The organism is Prauserella aidingensis, assembly GCF_024171865.1.
GTDB classification, from domain to species: domain Bacteria; phylum Actinomycetota; class Actinomycetes; order Mycobacteriales; family Pseudonocardiaceae; genus Prauserella; species Prauserella aidingensis.
This window is the reverse complement of the sequence record NZ_JAMTCN010000023.1, coordinates 70,113-86,334: the sequence shown is the minus strand read 5'-3', so window position 1 is coordinate 86,334 and position 16,222 is coordinate 70,113. Positions and strand designations below refer to the sequence as shown.

Here is a 16,222-nt window from a genome sequence, read left to right as displayed (position 1 = left end):
GCACACCCGAGGCCGTGGTGGCCGACCGAGGCTACGACCACGACAAGTACCGAGACCTGTTGCGACAGCGCCGGATTCGACCGCTGATCAGCCGCCGAGGCACCCGTGACAACAACCAACCCGTGCGCTGGGTCGTGGAGCAAACCCTCGCACTACTGCACCAGTTCCGCCGCCTGGCCGAACGCTGGGAACGCCGCACCGACATCCACCACGGGTTCCTCGCGCTCGCCTGCAGCCTCATCACCTGGCGACGACTCCCAAACCGAATGCGTTAGGAGCTCTAAGCGCTTCTGCCGTCGTTTGCCGCGCTGTGGCCGACAGGTCCGCCCACTTCATATCGACGTACTTGGACGTCATATCGAACCAGGAAACGCGTTCCGTCACCTTCGCCTGCGGCGGAAGCCCGGTGCCAAGGTCGAAGCGCTCCCCTGCCCGCTGGGCCAAGAGCAACTCGGAACGGAAGCTGTCCGCCTGTGCTCGGAGTTTGAACGACTCGAAGAACTCCTCCTTGTCGACCTTCCAGCGAACGCTATAGCTGGTGACTCTGCCTTTTCGGTTCTTCCGTGCCTTGATTTCCCAGATCCGCACGTCGTAGCTGTAGTTCATCACGCGGCCTCCAAACAGGACTCAAGCCAGAATTCGAGGTCAGCCCGGCGAATACGAAGCTTGCCGTTGGGCAACTTCACGCAGCGCGGTGCACGCCCCTTCGCGCGCCACTCGTCGAACGTCGAGCGGGCAATCCCCAGTTCGCTGCAGACTTCATCGACTGTGAGGTGTTGACTCTTCGGCGTGGCCAAACCGGATCTCCGTACGTTCGGTGTGACAGGTGGGTGAGGTGTCACAGCAGGTGTCACAGCTATTCCTCCTGGTCAGGCGGGCGTCAGTGACGGAGTGACAGGTGTGACAGCACGGGTGTGTCTCGGTTGTCACCGCGTCGGGCGGGCGTGACAGGTGGGTGGCGTGTCACAGGTGGTGTCACTCGTGTTCTTCCTGGTCGGGTGGGGTTGAGTGACGGAGTGACAGTTGTGACAGGTCGGTGGTGTCGTGGCTGTCACTCGCGTCGGCGGGGTGGTAGGTGCCGCCGGGGGCGGCGTGGAGTTGGCCTTGTTCGGCCATGCGCCGGCAGGTCTGGCGGACGGTGCCGGGGTTGAGTTCGAGAGCGTTGGCGATGGCGCCGGGTTTGCTGCCGGGGTAGTCGCGGACGAACCGCACGATCAGGGCGCGGGTGTCTCCCATGAGGTGGTCGCCTGCGGGGCCGTCGAGCTTGGTCCACGCCCCGGCGGCGGAGTCGAAGCTCATGGCGTATTCGGCTTCTTCGACGTCGCGGCCGGTCACGTGGAGCACGCCGTCGGCTTGGCCGCGGGCGCGTTCGAGCACGAGCGTGGCGTCGACGGCGCCGGTGAGTCCGTTGGTGCCCGAGACGGTGGATTGGAAGTCGTCGGCGCCTTGCTTGCGCACGTGGTGGATCAGCAGGAACGGCACTTGGTAGGCGTCGGCGAGGGACTTGAACCGCGCGGCGGCGGCGTAGTCGGCGGAGTATTGGGTCATGCCGTGCGGGTCGGCGCCGCGCATCTTGGCGAAGGTGTCGATGATGACCAGGCGTGCGTGCGGGTTCTCGTCCAGCCATTCGGTGATCACGTCGGCCCCGCCTGCGTTCATCACGGGGCATTCGGTTTCCAACGTGAGTAGCGGTGAGGGGCGGCCGTTGTGGGCGATCATCTGCCGCCTGCGTCGCTGCAACCGGCGTCCGGTGTCTTCCAGGGCGCAGTACAGGACCGGGCCGCACTCGACGTCGATCGAGCCGAGCACCGGGTCACCGTTGGCGATGTCGGCCCCGAGCCCGAGGGAGAGCCAGGACTTGCCGAGCTTGGGCGCGCCGGCGAGCAGGTTGAGCCCTTCGCACAGCAGGCCGGGCACGGCCCATTTCGGCTCGGGGAACTCGACGGCCATGAGTTCGGCGTCGGTCCAGCGGGTCTTGCGCGCCGGGGGTTCGGGCACCGGCTGCAGCGGACGGGCAGCAGTCATGAGTCAACTCCAGGAACGTGGGGTGAGGGTGCTCAGGCGACCTGGCGGGGCCGGTGAGCGCCGGCGGCCATGCCGGAGGTGATGGTCTTGTCGGCCTCGCGGGCGCTGAACTGGCGCACGCCGATGTGCCGACCGGCCGCTGCCCGCAGGGCCTGCCGGGCCTCGTCGTCGGGGAGGGCGCCTCCGGCGACCAACTGCCCGAGGGCGACCGCGGCGGCATACAGGGTGGCGTTGCGGTCGGTGCGGGCCTCGGACACGCGGCGGCATTCCTCCCGCACCGCCGCGGTGACGTACCGGTCGGCGCGGCCGGTGGCCGGACGGATCGGCACCGTCGGTGCTTCTGGCAGCGGCGTGGGTGCGAGCCGGTCGGCCAACCATTCGGGCAGCGGCGCCACCGGCCCGTCGTAGATGTAGCGGTAAGCACCGGTGCCGGTGACCGAGCCGGGCGCGACGACGTAGCCGCCACCGGCGCGGGTGTCGACCTTCCACCCCAGCCCGCGCCCGGCATCGCCTCCGGTGTTGCGCAACTCCACACCGGACGGTGCGGCGAAGTACAGGTGCAGTCCGCCCGAGGGGGTGGCGACGGTGAGGGTGTCGCCGGGCACGTCCTGCTCGGCCTCGGTGGCCACGATGGCGAGCACGTCCTCCCCGCCCCGCACGCCGTGCTTCGCCCACCGCTCCGGCACCGGTTCGCCGGGCTCGGCGGTGTCGAGGTCGAGCACGCACAGCCCGGACGGGCCCGTGGCGATGCCGACGTTGTAGGGCGCGTGCGCCCACGCCCGGCGGATGCGATCCGGGTCGGTGGTCGCCCGCTGCTCCCACCCGCGGTGCCCGTCGGCGCACGGTCCGGTGCCCGGACACCGCGTGGCGCCGTGCAGGGCCGGGCGCTTGCCGCCGACGGCCAGCGGGAACACGTGCCACCCGCGTGCCGCCGCGTCGAGCGCGACCCTCGTCAACTGCTTCCGACCGTTCATCCCTCGTCCTCCGGTGCCGTGAGTGGCTTCGGTGTCGGTTCGTGTGGCCGTGCGCGTGGTCATCGCGTTGCCTTCCGTGGTGACGTTGCGTAGTCGCATCTGGGCATGCAGGGGTAGGGAAGCGGCAGGGAGCGGCGGAGGGAGTCGCCGGAGAGCGAGGGAGTTTTCCCTGCGCGACTCCTGGACCTGCCTCCCTAGGGGTGTGCTGCGATAATCGGTGTGGAGGGAGTTAGGGAGTCGAGGGAAACCGGCCCCGCAATCCCCGTTGTGGGGCCGGTTTCGCCGGGTGGCTAGTCGTTCCCTCCCTCGCGGGCGGCGAGGGCTTCGCGGACACGCTCGGTGAACACCATGAGGACGCTGACCTTGGTGACCTTCACGCCGAACTCGGCGAGCTGATCGCGCAATCCTTCGGCCTTGAGCGCCCCGTAGGGCCGGTGGTCAGGCGCCAGCTCGCGCAGCCGGGCGCACACGTCGGTGGCGGGCACCTTGTCCTCGTCCGGGCCGAGGACGGCGGCGACGTCGGCGAGGAGGTCCCGCTCGACCGGTGCGGGCAGGTGGGTGCGGCGGACGGTGCCGCCGCGCAGTTCCAGGCCGCGGGCGACGATGGCCTTTTTCTGCTCGTCGGTGAGGTTGTAGGAGCGCAGCAGGCCGGGCTGGTCGGCGAACCCGACGGCCACCGAGGTGCCGACGTCGTTGAGGGCGACGATCTTGCCGCCCTTTTTCACGGCGGGCTTGAGTTCGAGTGCGGACAGGCCGCTTTCGTAGGCCTTTTCGCCGAGTACGACGTTGTTGCGGGCCTTGTCACCGATGGCGAAGCACGACTTGTTCGAGGTCACCGCCACCACGTCGCGCGGCAGCGACTGGTCCGACGGGGTCGGGGTGGCGAACCCGAGCACGATGCCGTACTTGCGGGCGGCGGAGAAGAACCGGATGACCATGTTGACAACCTCGCGCCGGTCCTCGGGCTTGTCCTGGCGGAAGAAGCTCTGGCACTCATCGATGATCACCACGCGTGGGCGCAGCCGTTCGTCCTGCTCGGCCGCGGCGCGGGTGACGGAGCTGATGCCGTGTTCCCGCAGCGCCGCCCCGCGCTCGGCCAGGCTTTCGCGCAGCCCGGAGATGTGGGCCAGGCAGGCCGCGACGTTGTCCTCGGTGTCGCCCATCGACACCGTCGAGGCGATCGGGCGGATCCACTCGTAGTCGTTGTTGTCGGCGAAGCAGAACACGTCGATGTCGACCACCGGGTCGAGGGCGGCCCCGGCCAACAGGTTCATGATCTGCGTGGACTTGCCCGAGCCCATCATCCCGGCCCAGACGAAGTTGCGTTCGAACACCGGCGAGTCGACCTGGTTCCAGCGGGCGTCGATGCCGACCGGGAAGCCGGTCCAGAAATCGGCCTGGCCGGACTCGGCCAGTGGGTAGTCCGGCACGGGCTCGCGCAGCGACCCGGGGTTGAGGACCAGGCACTTCATCGCCATCGGGTCCGACTCGTCGGTCTCGACCCACACCTCTTCCGGGCGCCGTCCGAGGTTGTGGGCCAGCACGGTCTTGCGGCCGTTGATGCTGGCCGCGGGCACGCCGCCGGGCAGGCGCAGCGCGAACTCCCACCCGTGGCCGACCGGCATGGGCGGCTGCACCCACGTGGGCTGCACGCTGGTGCCCCACCCTTCCTTGATCTTCCGGTTCAGCGCCGGGTGACCCAGGTTGCGCAGCGCGTTCATCACCATCGACTCGTCCAGCCCCGCGTCGGTAGTTTCCGAGCCGGTGGGCTGGGCGGCCAGCCACTTCGGAGTGTCGCCGTGGTCGCGGCCCTGCTTGTACAGGTAGTACAGCCCCAACACCGAAGCACCGCACACCAGGAACACGCCGTAGGCGGCCACGAACCACACCACGAACGCGATCGCGCTGATCACGCCGCTGATCGGGGCGATCACATCGGCGAGGTTGCCCGAGTCGGCGAACAAGATGAACCCGACCGCGAGCAGGAACCCGGCCAGGCCCAGCAGCCCGACGACACCGGCCTTGATCCACTGACCCGGCGCCGTGATCCAGTCCATCGTGCGCTGGTGACGGCGCTGTTTCTCGGCCACATCGCGGGCTTCCCACTCCCGCAGCCGTTCCTGATCGCCCTCCAGCTCGGCGGCCATCATCTGCCGCTCATACCGCGAGGACCCGTGCGTGTCGCGCCACCGCTTGGCCACGACCTTCACCCCCGCCGCCGGATGCGCCAACACATGCCGCGCCACCGTCTTCGTGCGCTGATGTGTCGTGACGGTCTTGACCGCCCGGCCCACAACAACCGCGTCGCGGCGGTAGGCGCGGTAGCGCTCAAGTGCCTTCTGCTTCTGCAGCTCGCGGTACTGCTCGGCGGTGACGATCTCGCCCTCGATCACCTCGGACTCGGCCACGTCGGCGTCGGTGTGCTGGGTCGACGGTAGGTAGTGCACCGGCGCCAGCTCCCGCCCTTCGTTCTCGTTCTGGTTCTCGTCGTCTCGGGTGCTCATCAGGCGTCACCTCCGGTGTGTTCGTCGCGGAGCTGGCGGGCGTACTTGGGCGCGCACCGCAGCGCCTTGCGGATCGACTCGGCCGACGACGGATCGACCTCGCCCGCCTCGATCGCCGCGGCGAACTCGGCGCGGAGCTGATCGAGGGTGCGACCCACGCGGGGCCGGATCGGGCCTCGATCCGGGCTCGATTCGTGCTGGTCATCGGCGATATCGAGGGTCGCCACGCCGCCCCCGGACTCCGGGGCCGATTCGCCCTCGCCCGGGCCGGTGTTCTCGGCCTCGGCGATCAGATCGGCCAGCGCCACATCCCACGCGGGATCCCCGGCCGGCACGCCCGCCGCCTCGGCCGCCGGGGTGGGGTCGATCGCCGATTCCAACCGGCGGCCGCGGGCGGTGAGGACGTAGCGGCCCGGGGCGTAGACCAGGCGTGCGGTGCCGTCGGCGTCCAGCTCGGCCACGGCTTGGCGCACCGCGGCCTTGCGGACGCGGGCGACCTTGCGGGCCGCGCGCCGTGCGATGCGGGCCTCGGCCCGCTCGGCCGCCGACCGCGGAGGCGTGGCGAGGGTGAGCTGATGCGCGGCGATGCCGGACACGGCCACGAGCGCCATCACCGCGCCGGAGGTCCAGCCGCGGTCGAGGCCGTGCAGGAAGTTCAGCCCGGCCGAGAGGGCGGCGAACACCCACACCCCTGCCTGCAGCCACAGCACCGGCCGGTCGGGCTCGCGGCGGCGGGCGATCAGCACCGCCACCGCGAACGCCAACATCAGCAACTCCGAGATGCCCGGCAACAGCCAGCCGAGCGGGCTGCCGTACACCTGCGCGCCGTAGGCGGCCATCGACGGCCCCGCCATCGCGAACGCCACGAGCACGGCCGGGTAGATCAGCACATCCACCACATGCCCGCGCACCCACGCACTCACCGCGGCACGGCGAGCCCGCCGCTCGGCCTTCAACTGACGGTGCTGCTCGGCGACCTGCTCGGCCTCCCGCCGTTCCTGCTCGGCGCGGGCCTGCTCAACCCGCAACCGGCGGTCAGCCTCAGCGTCGGCGTCCAACCTCCGCTGTTCAGCCTCGGCCTGCCGGTCCGCCCGCTTCTGCTCACGCAGCTCTGCCCAGCTCATCAGGCGATCCCCTCCCCGTTCGCGTCGGACTTCTCAGCACTGGGCACGGCCTGCGACGCCCGGCCCTCGGCCTTGTCGGAACGCTTGCGGCGGGTGGCTTCGTGGGCGGCCCACAGGGCCCCGGCCAGGACCGAGAGCCCGGCCAGCCACCACGCCACCGTCACCGCCAGCACCAGCGGCAGGCCGACCGCGGCCAGCTCGGCGAGGTGCCAGCCCATCCACGTCACGGCCTGATCGGTGCGCGTCGGCGCCGACCGTTGTCCGTCGTGGACAGTCAGTTCGCCGCGGCGGTAGGTCTGCAGCTCGGTCATTTGCGGGTCACCGCCTTCCGCGTCCAGTAGGCAAGGGCACGGGCTCCGCGGACCACGGAACGGTCGAGCGGGCCGGCCAGGCGGCCCAGCGAGCGCAGGGCGCACGCTGCGAGGAAAGCCGCGACGGCGTAGGACCAGACCGTCCAGCCGCCGGACAGGTCGTGAGTGGCCAGATGCAGCACCCACGTCAGCAGCGCGAGGAACAGCAGATCGCGGGTGTAGCGGAACACGTCCTCGGCATCCATCGCGGCCTCGCAGCCCTCACACTGCGGCGCCGTGCAGCCCTGGCCGGGCGTGGCGTTTTCAGGCGTAGACACGGGTGTCCTCCCGGGAATGAGTGGTGTGCTCGTCAGTGAAGAAGTGGTTGATCGGGCCCTCGGGCGGGCGGCTGGCCTGGCGGGTGGCGAACGCGTCCGCCCGGCGCATGCCCACCTCCAACACCCGGGCGGCCAGTACGAGCGGGATGCGGATCAGGTGCAGGACCAGGAACAGGGCCACCGCGGCCGCGAAGCGCAGTAGCGCGGCGGTGCCGTAGCGGGCCAGTACGTCGAAGCTCGACATCACGCAGCCACCCCCTCGCCGAAGGCCTCGATGCCTTCGCAGTCCCAACACGTGCGGGTGGAGGTGGGCACGTAGTAGCCCACATCGCGGCGGCACTCGACGCAGACCCGGCGAGCGCGCAACGCCTGCTCGACCTTGGCGTAGCGCTGGATGATCGTGCCGCGCTGCGGGGCGGCCAGCTCGACCGAGAACAGTTCGGCCACCGTCTCCCGCGCCATCGGCTTGTGGTGACGGAACACCAGCAGTGCCAACGGGCCGTGCCCGTTCGGCCGCAACCCGGCCTCGCGCAGCTGGGCGCGGGTCAGCAGCGTCGACGGGGCCTCGCCCCAGCCGAACACCGGCAAGGTGTCCCGGAAGCCCCGGCACAGCGCCACATGGTGGGTGCGCCCGTCGAACACCGTCACCGGCCGCTGCCGGCGCTTGCGCGGGTTCACCGGCCCTCACCCGCCTCGGCCGCAGCCGAGCGTGTGGCGAAGTCGCCGCCCGCAGCAACCAACACGGACCACAACCGCAGCCCAGCCCGGTAGGCCTGATCGCGCAGCGGGTCGCCACCCCGGGCCTCGGCTTCGGCCTGGGCCAGATCCAGCCACGCGTTCACCGCATCCTCAGCGCTGCGTAAGGCGCGCAACGCTTCTTCCTGCGCCGCGCTCGCAGCGGCGGGGCCAGTCGTCTCTACCATTGGGGTCCTTCCCTTCAAATGTGTTCGCGTCTGGTTGGGAAGCCCCGGCGCGGCGTGCGCGTTCCTGGCCGTTCGGGCCGCCGCGCCGGGGTCACCGGTGATCAGCAGACGAGTCATCACGCCGCCACCTCGCCACCGGCGAGACGCTGCTCGGCCAGCGAGCGCAGCGCGGTCGCGGTGGACTTCCCCGACGGCGCCACACCAGTGGTGGGCGGGTGTTGCCGCGTCAGCAGGTCGAGCTGCTCGCGCTCGGCCCGGCGACGCGCCCGGTGGATGCGCTGCACATCGTTGAACCGGCGCCGCGCCCGCCACTCGGCCATCTCCTCTTCCTCGGCCAACTCGCGGTCGACGTCCTCAAGCAGCCGGTCAACCTCCTCGCGCTCATCCATCGCTCGTTCCTCCTTCTGAGCTGCGTAGATGTACTCATCACTCGCGACCTCGACCGCCTCACGAGCGGTCCCGTCCGTGATCCGTGCCGTGTGCATCTGCTTCCTTCCCGTTGATTGATGACGCACTTTAACTTAAGTCAGCATGCGTCATCATGTCGCTCCGCTGTCCGGGTGAACTAAGTCAGTAGTGGTCATCAAGCGCTATGCTCGGGGCCGTGATGAGCGATGAACCGGGTCTTGCCCGCTACGAGCAGGTAGCCGAATCCATCCGCCGTGCGATACGCAGCGGCACCCTCGAGCCTGGAACGCAGTTGCCGTCCAGCCGTGACTTGGCGAAGGAACACGGCGTCGCGATGAACACCGCGCAGCGGGCAGTCAGCGCCCTTCGGGACGAGGGCTGGCTGGTCGTGCGGCCGACTGTCGGCGCCTTCGTCGCCGACTCAGCCCCGGAAGCCTCGGAAGATCTCCACGAGACCGTTGCCAAGCTCCAGCACACCGTGACGGAGCTGGAACACCGGCTGGCTGACATCGAGAGCGCCATCGGAACTACGCCGCCGCCTGCCGGATGAAACTCACGATGCCGTCGATCGCGCCTTCGCCGAGGTTCCAGAGGTCGCCGACCCAGTCGGCGGCCTCGCCCGGGAACTTCACGACGATCACGAACAGTGCGATCCCGAGCGCGATACCGGCGACCTTCTTGAGCCCGCCACCGCCGCCACCGGCCAGCGCCTGCAGAGGGTCCTTCTTCGCCATGATGTCCTCCTCTTCAAAGGTGGAGACCGCAGTCCCGGCGCTCCGGGATCCTGTCTGCGGTGCTCCGTTGCTCATGGCATTAATTCAAGCGCGTAAGCCTCTGACCTGCGATGAAGCGGCAATGCAGTGGGGGTGCAGCGGCAATGCACGAGGTGAGGACGGAGGCAGGTGACGCGCGATGGACGTCGTTGACGACTGGACTGCCGAGCGTGCGGTGATGCTGCAGCAGGCGTACCGGATGACTCATGAACAGTTCGCAGAGAAGATCGGCGTCGCCACCCGCACCGTCGCGAACTGGAACGGGGGCTCGGGGCCTCGCACGCAGGAGATGAAGAGCGCCCTGGACACGGTGCTCCGCAATGCGGACCCGGAGGTCCAGGCCCGTTTCGGCCTGTACGTCCAGGCGGAAACAGCGAAAGCAGCCGAGCTGGATCGCGACCTGACCGAGGCCGAGCGGAGGTTGAGTGAAGACCCGGACATCGGCGCGGCGCTCGATTGGCTCGACCAGCACGCGGGGTGGGAGCCCGGGACCGCGCGCAAGCGGGTCGCGAAGGAACTCGTCAGCACCGAGCCCGGCGAGGTCAAGGACCGTCGTCAGGCAAGGGGCAAGGTCGACCGCGAGCAGACCGCAGCCGCGCTCCGTGAGTTCTACGCGGATCTACCGGACGGCTACGGGCGGTACAGCGCACACGCCGGCGACGGCTCCGTCAGTACGAGCATCTTGTCGCACCCGCAATGGGTCGACCTCGCGTGTTCGCTGACGCCGGAGAACGACCAGGCAGATCTGTCTCGCAAGGCGACGCTGGAAGCCAAGGAGATGCCGGAACACGCGGTCGAGGGTGCGGTGCGTCGCCTTGCCGAGACTCTCGACGCCAATACGCGGCTGGTCGACGCAGACCTGTATCGCCTGGTCGACATCGATGTGGCGCCGGGCAAGCTGGCCGGGACATTCGGCCTGACGTCGTTCGCTCAGTACGCCCTGACGATGGATCTACTCGAAGCCGAGCTGGCTGACGCAATCGTGGCTGGGCAGACGCTCGACGCGCGATCGCTGCCCCTGCGCAGCCACTACATGCCGGACGCCGCGGCTGTTCTCGACGTCGGCTCACGCTTGTGTGCGGGCGGCGCGCTGGCCCTCACCGCGATCGCGCGGCCTGCAACGATGCGACGTCGCAAGCTGGATTACCTCCTGCTTGTACAGGAGCGCGGCGGCCGCGTGCTGAACGCCGCCCGTCGCCTGGCGGTCATCCCGAAGAGCTTTCATGAACCGTTATCCGACTACCGCGAGGACACGCAGATCGGCGCCACGCTATCCCGTGAGATGGAGGAGGAACTGTTCGGCCGTGACGACGTCGACGGCACGATCAGCCCCGCGCGCAGCGCCGACCCGATGCACCCGAGCCGCTTGTCGACGCCGATGCGGTGGCTGACGGAACGGCCCGACTCGTGGCGCATGGAGTGCACGGGCTTTGGCCTCAACCTGGTCAGCGGCAACTACGAGTACGCCAGCCTGGTCGTCATCGAGGATGAGAACTTCTGGGCCGAGTGTGGCGGCGAGATCGCGGCGAACTGGGAATCCGAGAGCCTCCGGCAATACTCCAGCGCCGACCGCGAGATGCTCGAAGAACTCGTAACCGACAAGGCGTGGAGCAACGAAGGGCTCTTCGCCTTCCTGCAGGGACTGCGTCGCCTCGGCGAGATCGGCGGCGACCGCGTAGACGCACCGACCATCGATTGGGAACTCGATTGAGCGCCAGCACCTGGTACCGCGGCAACGCAGACGACGACGGCACCGACACCCGAGGATGGATCCTCGGGCACTTCATCGACCCATCGGCCGGCGAGCGCTCGACAGAGACACTTGAGGTCAAATGGGGCGTACACAAGGCAGGCGAGCAGCGCGCGGACTGGGTGACCGGCGACAAGCGCACCACGCTCGTCCTACTCGTCTCCGGCCACTTCCACGTCAAGTTCCGCGACGGAGACGCCCCGCTGACCCGGCAGGGCGACTACCTGGTCTGGGGGCCCGGTACCGATCACTCGTGGGAGGCTCAGGAGGACTCTGTTGTCCTCACCGTCCGGTGGCCATCGTTGCCCCAATGACCTCGCACCCGACCATCAGGAACAGGCGCCCGGTGGGCGTCTCAGCGGCAGAGCAAGGCGGATCGAAGGGGCATGTTTTCCCACGCAGACAGGCGAACTCGACCGGGTCGGTGTGGTTGGACTTGCCGTGACGCCTGAAGGCGGCTCAGCCGCTTCACGTGGAGAGGCGTGACAGGCAGGCGTGCCCTCACTGTCACACCTGTCACTCTGTCACTGTTTGCCGGTTGACCTGCTAAAACGAGAGTGACAGCAGAGTGACACCCGTCCCCGGCTGTCACTTCCCACTCTCTCTTTGGGTCACACCTGTAACAAGGACGGCTGGAACACTCAGGGGCGCCCCACCAGTGTTTCAGCCGCCCTTTCCCGGTCCGTACGTGCAATGCACGTGCAAAGCGCACTCTCGCCGATCCATGAACTCGTGTTATTCCAGGTCAGGCGGCTTGCGCAGTCGCCTTAACCCCATCCCTCCGGAGGCAGGTGTCGCAGGTTCGAATCCTGCCGAGGGCGCCCAACTGAACGGCCCGTAACCAGCAGCAACGCCGGTCACGGGCCGTTCGCTTGTTACCCGGCCATACCCGGCCAACCCCGGGCTTCTACGGGCAGCCGTGGACAATGTGTGGACAGGGCCTCGCCATGGCTCAGCGCCCATGCCCGAGTGCCGCTTCGATCTGGCGCCGCGCCGTCTCGCCCCCGCCGTCCAGGAACGCCGCGTAGGTGTCGTGCAACACCGACACCGAATGCCCGGCCCACGCAGCCACCCGCACAGGGTCGCCAGTCGCCTTCAACCACGTACTCACCGCCGCGTGATGGAGGTCGTACGGACGTCCTATGTCCTGCGGGTTCCGTTTCGACTGGCGCCGGCTTCGGTGTCGCTCGCGCGCGGCCATCGCCGACGAAAGGCGCCGCGCACCCGCCAGTCCTCGCACGTGTCGCGCTCGGCCGGGCGCAGCACGGTCGGTCGCTCGCAGCAGCTGCACTCGGCGCTCACGGCTGTGCCTCGGTCCACTGCACGCAGGTGGGCCGCTCGCCGGTTGCGGCGAGCTCGCGCACGGCGGCGTGGACGGTCTCGAGGGGAACCTCGACGTGCGGGGGCACGCTGTTGTGGTGTCCCCACCGGGTGAAGTAGTCCACGCGGTCACCGTTCGCGCCCTGCTGCGGGGCCTGCGTCTGCGCGCCCTCGAACCACTGCAACGCTCCGACCTCACCACGCACACCGACGAGTAGCGCCGGGGCCTCGTCGCCGGGCCGGCACTGCAGCCACCAGCACAGCCCGGCCTCGGCACGTTCGCGACGCCGGTTGTGCTCGGCCAGCTGGTCGATGACCTGCTCGGCATCCTCGGCTCCGGTGAGCAGGACGTCCTCGTTGTCGAGGAGCGGCGCTGTGGTGGTCATGCGGTCCCCTCGTAGGTGTGACTGTACGGTGTTCCGTCCTGAGTCGTGCCGCGCACGGTCAGCGAGTAGCCCTCGGGAAGGTAGCGCGCGAGGTACTGGTGACATCCTGACGCCTGGCGCGGTTGTGAGCCACAGGGCACGTGGTTGATCACCAGTTCGGAGTGTCGCCGGCCGGTCGTGATCATCATCGTGGCGACCTTCATTTCGACGTGCGAGGCGAGGAAGCTGGCGCGGCGGGCAGGCAGGCCGAGCTCGACGATGCGTTGCCGGATGGCCGGGCTCCACGTGTCATCGTTGCCGGAGCGGAACGGGGTCAGGCTGCCGTCGGCGTAGCCGGTCGTGCGTTCACCCGCCTGACCCTCGCGCACCCGGCGCGGCAGCATGTCGGCGCACCATCCGGCAGCCGCGGGATACCGCGAACCGTCCGCGGCGGTGACCTCCTCAGCCACCGATGCCGACTCGGCGGGCGCCGGCGGCTGCGACGCGCGTGCCGCGGGCTGGGCGACGGTGGCGCCGAGCTGGTCGAGGTAGCCGCGCAGCGTCTGCTCGATCTTGGCGAGGCGGCCGTGTTGCCGGTCGACCTGCTCGACGGCCTCCGCGGCCACGCCGGGCGCCTGGGCAGCGTCCGGGACGTGGGCACCATCGAGGCAGTAGGCGTACAGGTCGCGCGCTTCGACGGTGGCCTGCGAGGCGTGGGCGAGCGCGGCGCGCGCGGCGGCGATCTGGTCGAGGACGCGGCCGATGATCTCCGCGAGCTGCTCGACCGACATGGCACCACCCCCAGCGCGTGCGGCGCGCAGCCTGGCACATCACCCCGACGGTCCTGGTGCGCCTGCCCGGCCGGGAGCACGGAGTGTCACCAGCCGAGCAGGCGAGATCAGTGCGCGTCGATCACCACACGCGCCGGTGCGCAGCCGGACTCGAGCTCGCCGACACGGCGATACAACTCCGCCGACATACCGCCGAGCAGCTCAGCCAACTCACGAACGCCGTCTACAGGCAACTCGCCGCCGTCCTGCGCGGACATCAGCTCGACGACGGCCCGCCCCAGGTCGGCATTCACCTGCCCGAGACGAGCGAGCAGCTCACGATCCCGGGCGATCACTCGTCGCCCTCGTCGCAGCCCTCGTCGGAGTCGTCGTCGCACTGGCCACCTGCCGAAGTGCCATCGGCGCAGACGACTGCGTCGGACAACTCGCACGCCCCGCTGATCCATCCCATGACGACCTCCCTAGCTCACGTCGTACCGATCCTCATCGAGACAAGACTGCCCGGCAATAGAATTCATAGAATTATCCCGCAAAGACACCTGAAAGGGTCATGTTGGACACGCACAGTGCACACACCCTGTCGCGTGACACCCTGATGCGGCCTCGCCGATACGTCGGGTTGCATGGATTCTGTAGATTCCACAACAACAGGCATGGAGGACTGACCGTGAAGCTGACGCACCTGGGCACCACATCGAAAAACGGCGGCTGCCCCGAGCTGTACGCAACCGACCGCGGCACCTACGTCGTGCAGGGAACCAAGGTCACCGACCCCGAGGCGCTGGCCGCGCTTCGCGCCCGCGGGCTGCCTGACCACGAAACCGCCGTCGAGATACCCAAGGCCCTGCTGCAGTACGCACCGGAGACACAGCAGTGACAGTGCAGCACCTCGCACCCGAGGCGCTCGGCCCGCTACTCGACACGGTGCGCCACTCGTCGTGGCGCTGGGAATGTCAGGGGCACTACGCCGTCGACGAGCCCGCGCTCCACGACTGGCAAGCCGGACGCCCCGCGGTCGACACCGATGACGACCGGGCGTGGCGCGACTACATCGCCCGGCTCCGGCAGGCGGGCATCCCGTTCGGACGGCTGCGCATGCTGACCGAACCACTCACGCCCTACCTGGAATGGATGGTCGCCACCAGCCAGGGCCACAACGTGGCCGCAGGCGAAGACCTGCGCTGGATTGCCGAATCACGAGCCCGCGACCTGGCCGTGCCGATGCCCGAGAACGACTTCTACATCCTCGACGGCGAGCGGGTCGTCACCTTGCGATTCGACCCGGCCGCCGACCTCGTCGGCATCGACGTCGACGACACCCCGGCCACCGTTGCCCACTCCCAGCGGTGGCGCGACACAGTGTGGCCGCACGCCACCCACCACGCCGACCTCGCAGAGGCCCGTTGAGTATCGAGAAACGACAGTTGGCGCTGGCCGACACGCTCCGCAACCTGCGTGAGCGTGCCGGCTTCCGCACGGGCAAGGAGTTCGCCGCGCACATCGGCTGGGTCGCTTCCAAGGTGTCCCGCGTCGAGAACGGCCGCACCCTGCCCAGCGACGCAGACCTCGCCGCATGGGCCGCTGCCGTCGATGCCGACGCCGACACGCTCGCCACCCTCCGCGACGAGGCCCGCGAACTGCGGCTGGACCGGGACCGGTGGAAACGCCGGCTACGTCACGGCCACGCCACGGTGCAGCGCGACACCGCCGCCAGTGAACGCTCCGCGTCCCACATCACGATGGTGGAGTTCTTCCTCGTCCCCGGCCTGGTCCAGACCCCGGACTACGCACGCCGAGTGTTCGAAATCGCTGCCGCGATGGCCGACTCCCCCGACGACGCCGACGACGCCGTCCGCGAACGCGTCCGACGCCAGGACGTGCTCTACGAACCCTCCCGCACGGTCGAGATCCTCGTGGCCGAAGCCGCACTGCGGAATCCGATCTGCCCACCCGAAGTCATGCGCGGACAACTCGACCGCCTGGCCAACCTCTCCGGACTGGGGCACGTGCGACTCGGCATCATCCCGCTCGACACGCAGCTTCCGACGATCACCCTGCACGGCTACACCATCCTCGACGACACAGTGACCATCGAGGTCAACCACACCGACGTGATCGCCACCGCCCCGGACGACGTCACGCTCTACCGATCCGTCACCGACCAACTGTGGGGCGTCGCCGCCGAAGGCGACGCGGCCCGCGCCATCCTCACCCGCGCAGCATCCGCCCTCGCCGCCCAATGAAGGGCTGCGCCCGTAGGCGCAGCAACGTCCCAGACCATCTGGATGACCTCGCCGGGGTCGACCACGCCTCAATGAAGGGCTGCGCCCGTAGGCGCAGCAACCCCGGGCTCGCGTCCGGTCTTCAGATCACGCGGGTGCGCCGCCTCAATGAAGGGCTGCGCCCGTAGGCGCAGCAACTTTCCTTCCGGTCTAGCGGTTCTCGGTTTGTGGGCCTCAATGAAGGGCTGCGCCCGTAGGCGCAGCAACCGCTCGGCCGGCATGGGCTGGCGTTCGTGACGTTCACCGAGCCTCAATGAAGGGCTGCGCCCGTAGGCGCAGCAACTTCGGATCGAAGGCCACGGTGGTGTAGGCCAGCTTGGCCTCAATGAAGGGCTGCGCCCGTAGGCGCAGCAAC

22 protein-coding genes, 1 pseudogene and 1 CRISPR repeat array are annotated in these 16,222 nt (G+C 69.0%); of the genes and pseudogenes, 7 read left to right on the top strand and 16 right to left on the bottom strand.

Annotated features, from left to right (window positions below; translation table 11 throughout):
- A partial coding sequence (locus tag LY13_RS19995; RefSeq protein WP_253830139.1) for a transposase occupies positions 1-275 on the top strand: 275 nt, incomplete at its 5' end.
- Here LY13_RS19995 and LY13_RS19990 read toward each other — a convergent pair.
- The 12 genes from LY13_RS19990 to LY13_RS19935 form a co-directional block, all read right to left on the bottom strand.
- Positions 241-609 carry a hypothetical protein gene (locus LY13_RS19990; protein WP_253830138.1) on the bottom strand — a complete coding sequence of 123 codons (369 nt, stop codon included), beginning with the start codon at positions 607-609 and terminating at the stop codon, positions 241-243. The two genes, LY13_RS19995 and LY13_RS19990, sit on opposite strands and share 35 nt — an antisense overlap.
- Positions 606-797, bottom strand: a complete 192-nt coding sequence (locus tag LY13_RS19985; protein WP_253830137.1) for a helix-turn-helix transcriptional regulator — start codon at positions 795-797, stop codon at positions 606-608. Before LY13_RS19985 ends, LY13_RS19990 begins: the two co-directional genes overlap by 4 nt.
- Positions 798-975: 178 nt before the next feature.
- The gene (locus LY13_RS19980) at positions 976-2,025 is read right to left on the bottom strand and encodes an AAA family ATPase (RefSeq protein WP_253830136.1); all 1,050 of its coding nucleotides are present in this window, start codon (positions 2,023-2,025) and stop codon (positions 976-978) included.
- A gap of 32 nt (positions 2,026-2,057) precedes the next feature.
- The gene (locus LY13_RS19975) at positions 2,058-2,999 is read right to left on the bottom strand and encodes a bifunctional DNA primase/polymerase (protein WP_253830135.1); all 942 of its coding nucleotides are present in this window, start codon (positions 2,997-2,999) and stop codon (positions 2,058-2,060) included.
- 290 nt (positions 3,000-3,289) lie between these two features.
- Positions 3,290-5,503, bottom strand: a complete 2,214-nt coding sequence (locus tag LY13_RS19970) for a hypothetical protein (RefSeq protein ID WP_253830134.1) — start codon at positions 5,501-5,503, stop codon at positions 3,290-3,292.
- Positions 5,503-6,627, bottom strand: coding sequence for a hypothetical protein (locus LY13_RS19965; RefSeq protein ID WP_253830133.1), 1,125 nt, complete (start codon positions 6,625-6,627; stop codon positions 5,503-5,505). Before LY13_RS19965 ends, LY13_RS19970 begins: the two co-directional genes overlap by 1 nt.
- Positions 6,627-6,938, bottom strand: coding sequence for a hypothetical protein (locus LY13_RS19960; protein ID WP_253830132.1), 312 nt, complete (start codon positions 6,936-6,938; stop codon positions 6,627-6,629). The genes LY13_RS19965 and LY13_RS19960 overlap by 1 nt, the downstream gene beginning before the upstream one ends.
- Positions 6,935-7,255, bottom strand: coding sequence for a hypothetical protein (locus tag LY13_RS19955; protein ID WP_253830131.1), 321 nt, complete (start codon positions 7,253-7,255; stop codon positions 6,935-6,937). Before LY13_RS19955 ends, LY13_RS19960 begins: the two co-directional genes overlap by 4 nt.
- Positions 7,242-7,499 carry a hypothetical protein gene (locus tag LY13_RS19950; protein WP_253830130.1) on the bottom strand — a complete coding sequence of 86 codons (258 nt, stop codon included), beginning with the start codon at positions 7,497-7,499 and terminating at the stop codon, positions 7,242-7,244. Before LY13_RS19950 ends, LY13_RS19955 begins: the two co-directional genes overlap by 14 nt.
- A complete protein-coding gene (locus tag LY13_RS19945) occupies positions 7,499-7,933 on the bottom strand; it encodes an RRQRL motif-containing zinc-binding protein (protein ID WP_253830129.1) in 435 nt (144 codons plus the stop codon). The genes LY13_RS19950 and LY13_RS19945 overlap by 1 nt, the downstream gene beginning before the upstream one ends.
- Positions 7,930-8,295, bottom strand: a complete 366-nt coding sequence (locus LY13_RS19940) for a hypothetical protein (RefSeq protein ID WP_253830128.1) — start codon at positions 8,293-8,295, stop codon at positions 7,930-7,932. Before LY13_RS19940 ends, LY13_RS19945 begins: the two co-directional genes overlap by 4 nt.
- Entirely contained in the window at positions 8,295-8,663 is a 369-nt protein-coding gene (locus LY13_RS19935; protein ID WP_253830127.1) for a hypothetical protein, read from the bottom strand. The genes LY13_RS19940 and LY13_RS19935 overlap by 1 nt, the downstream gene beginning before the upstream one ends.
- 122 nt (positions 8,664-8,785) lie before the next feature.
- On the opposite strand from LY13_RS19935, the gene LY13_RS19930 reads away from it, so the two are divergent.
- Positions 8,786-9,136 (top strand): GntR family transcriptional regulator, encoded by a 351-nt coding sequence (locus tag LY13_RS19930; RefSeq protein ID WP_253830143.1) that lies wholly within the window; start codon positions 8,786-8,788, stop codon positions 9,134-9,136.
- On the opposite strand, the gene LY13_RS19925 is transcribed toward LY13_RS19930, so the two are convergent.
- Positions 9,114-9,320, bottom strand: a complete 207-nt coding sequence (locus tag LY13_RS19925) for a hypothetical protein (protein WP_253830126.1) — start codon at positions 9,318-9,320, stop codon at positions 9,114-9,116. The genes LY13_RS19930 and LY13_RS19925 overlap by 23 nt on opposite strands.
- A gap of 178 nt (positions 9,321-9,498) precedes the next feature.
- Between LY13_RS19925 and LY13_RS19920 the strand changes: the two genes are divergently transcribed.
- Complete coding sequence (locus tag LY13_RS19920) at positions 9,499-11,070, top strand: transcriptional regulator (RefSeq protein ID WP_253830125.1); 1,572 nt, start codon at positions 9,499-9,501, stop codon at positions 11,068-11,070.
- On the top strand, positions 11,067-11,423 hold the full coding sequence (locus LY13_RS19915) for a cupin domain-containing protein (protein WP_253830124.1): 357 nt from the start codon (positions 11,067-11,069) through the stop codon (positions 11,421-11,423). The genes LY13_RS19920 and LY13_RS19915 overlap by 4 nt, the downstream gene beginning before the upstream one ends.
- 984 nt (positions 11,424-12,407) lie before the next feature.
- On the opposite strand, the gene LY13_RS19910 is transcribed toward LY13_RS19915, so the two are convergent.
- From LY13_RS19910 to LY13_RS19900, 3 genes are all read right to left on the bottom strand, one after another.
- A complete protein-coding gene (locus LY13_RS19910; protein WP_253830123.1) occupies positions 12,408-12,815 on the bottom strand; it encodes an Imm1 family immunity protein in 408 nt (135 codons plus the stop codon).
- Entirely contained in the window at positions 12,812-13,585 is a 774-nt protein-coding gene (locus tag LY13_RS19905) for a DddA-like double-stranded DNA deaminase toxin (RefSeq protein ID WP_253830122.1), read from the bottom strand. The genes LY13_RS19910 and LY13_RS19905 overlap by 4 nt, the downstream gene beginning before the upstream one ends.
- Before the next feature lie 107 nt (positions 13,586-13,692).
- Positions 13,693-13,920, bottom strand: a complete 228-nt coding sequence (locus LY13_RS19900) for a hypothetical protein (RefSeq protein ID WP_253830121.1) — start codon at positions 13,918-13,920, stop codon at positions 13,693-13,695.
- Between the two features lie 332 nt (positions 13,921-14,252).
- Here LY13_RS19900 and LY13_RS19895 point away from each other — a divergent pair, with 332 nt between their 5' ends.
- From LY13_RS19895 to LY13_RS19885, 3 genes and pseudogenes are all read left to right on the top strand, one after another.
- Positions 14,253-14,462 (top strand): hypothetical protein, encoded by a 210-nt coding sequence (locus LY13_RS19895; protein ID WP_253830120.1) that lies wholly within the window; start codon positions 14,253-14,255, stop codon positions 14,460-14,462.
- Positions 14,459-14,992 (top strand): DUF6879 family protein, encoded by a 534-nt coding sequence (locus LY13_RS26030; RefSeq protein ID WP_253830119.1) that lies wholly within the window; start codon positions 14,459-14,461, stop codon positions 14,990-14,992. The genes LY13_RS19895 and LY13_RS26030 overlap by 4 nt, the downstream gene beginning before the upstream one ends.
- Positions 14,932-15,741: pseudogene (locus tag LY13_RS19885) on the top strand (helix-turn-helix domain-containing protein); the annotation flags it as partial. The gene LY13_RS26030 and the pseudogene LY13_RS19885, both read left to right, overlap by 61 nt.
- Before the next feature lie 77 nt (positions 15,742-15,818).
- Positions 15,819-16,222: direct repeats of the CRISPR family, unit length 36 nt; unit sequence GCCTCAATGAAGGGCTGCGCCCGTAGGCGCAGCAAC.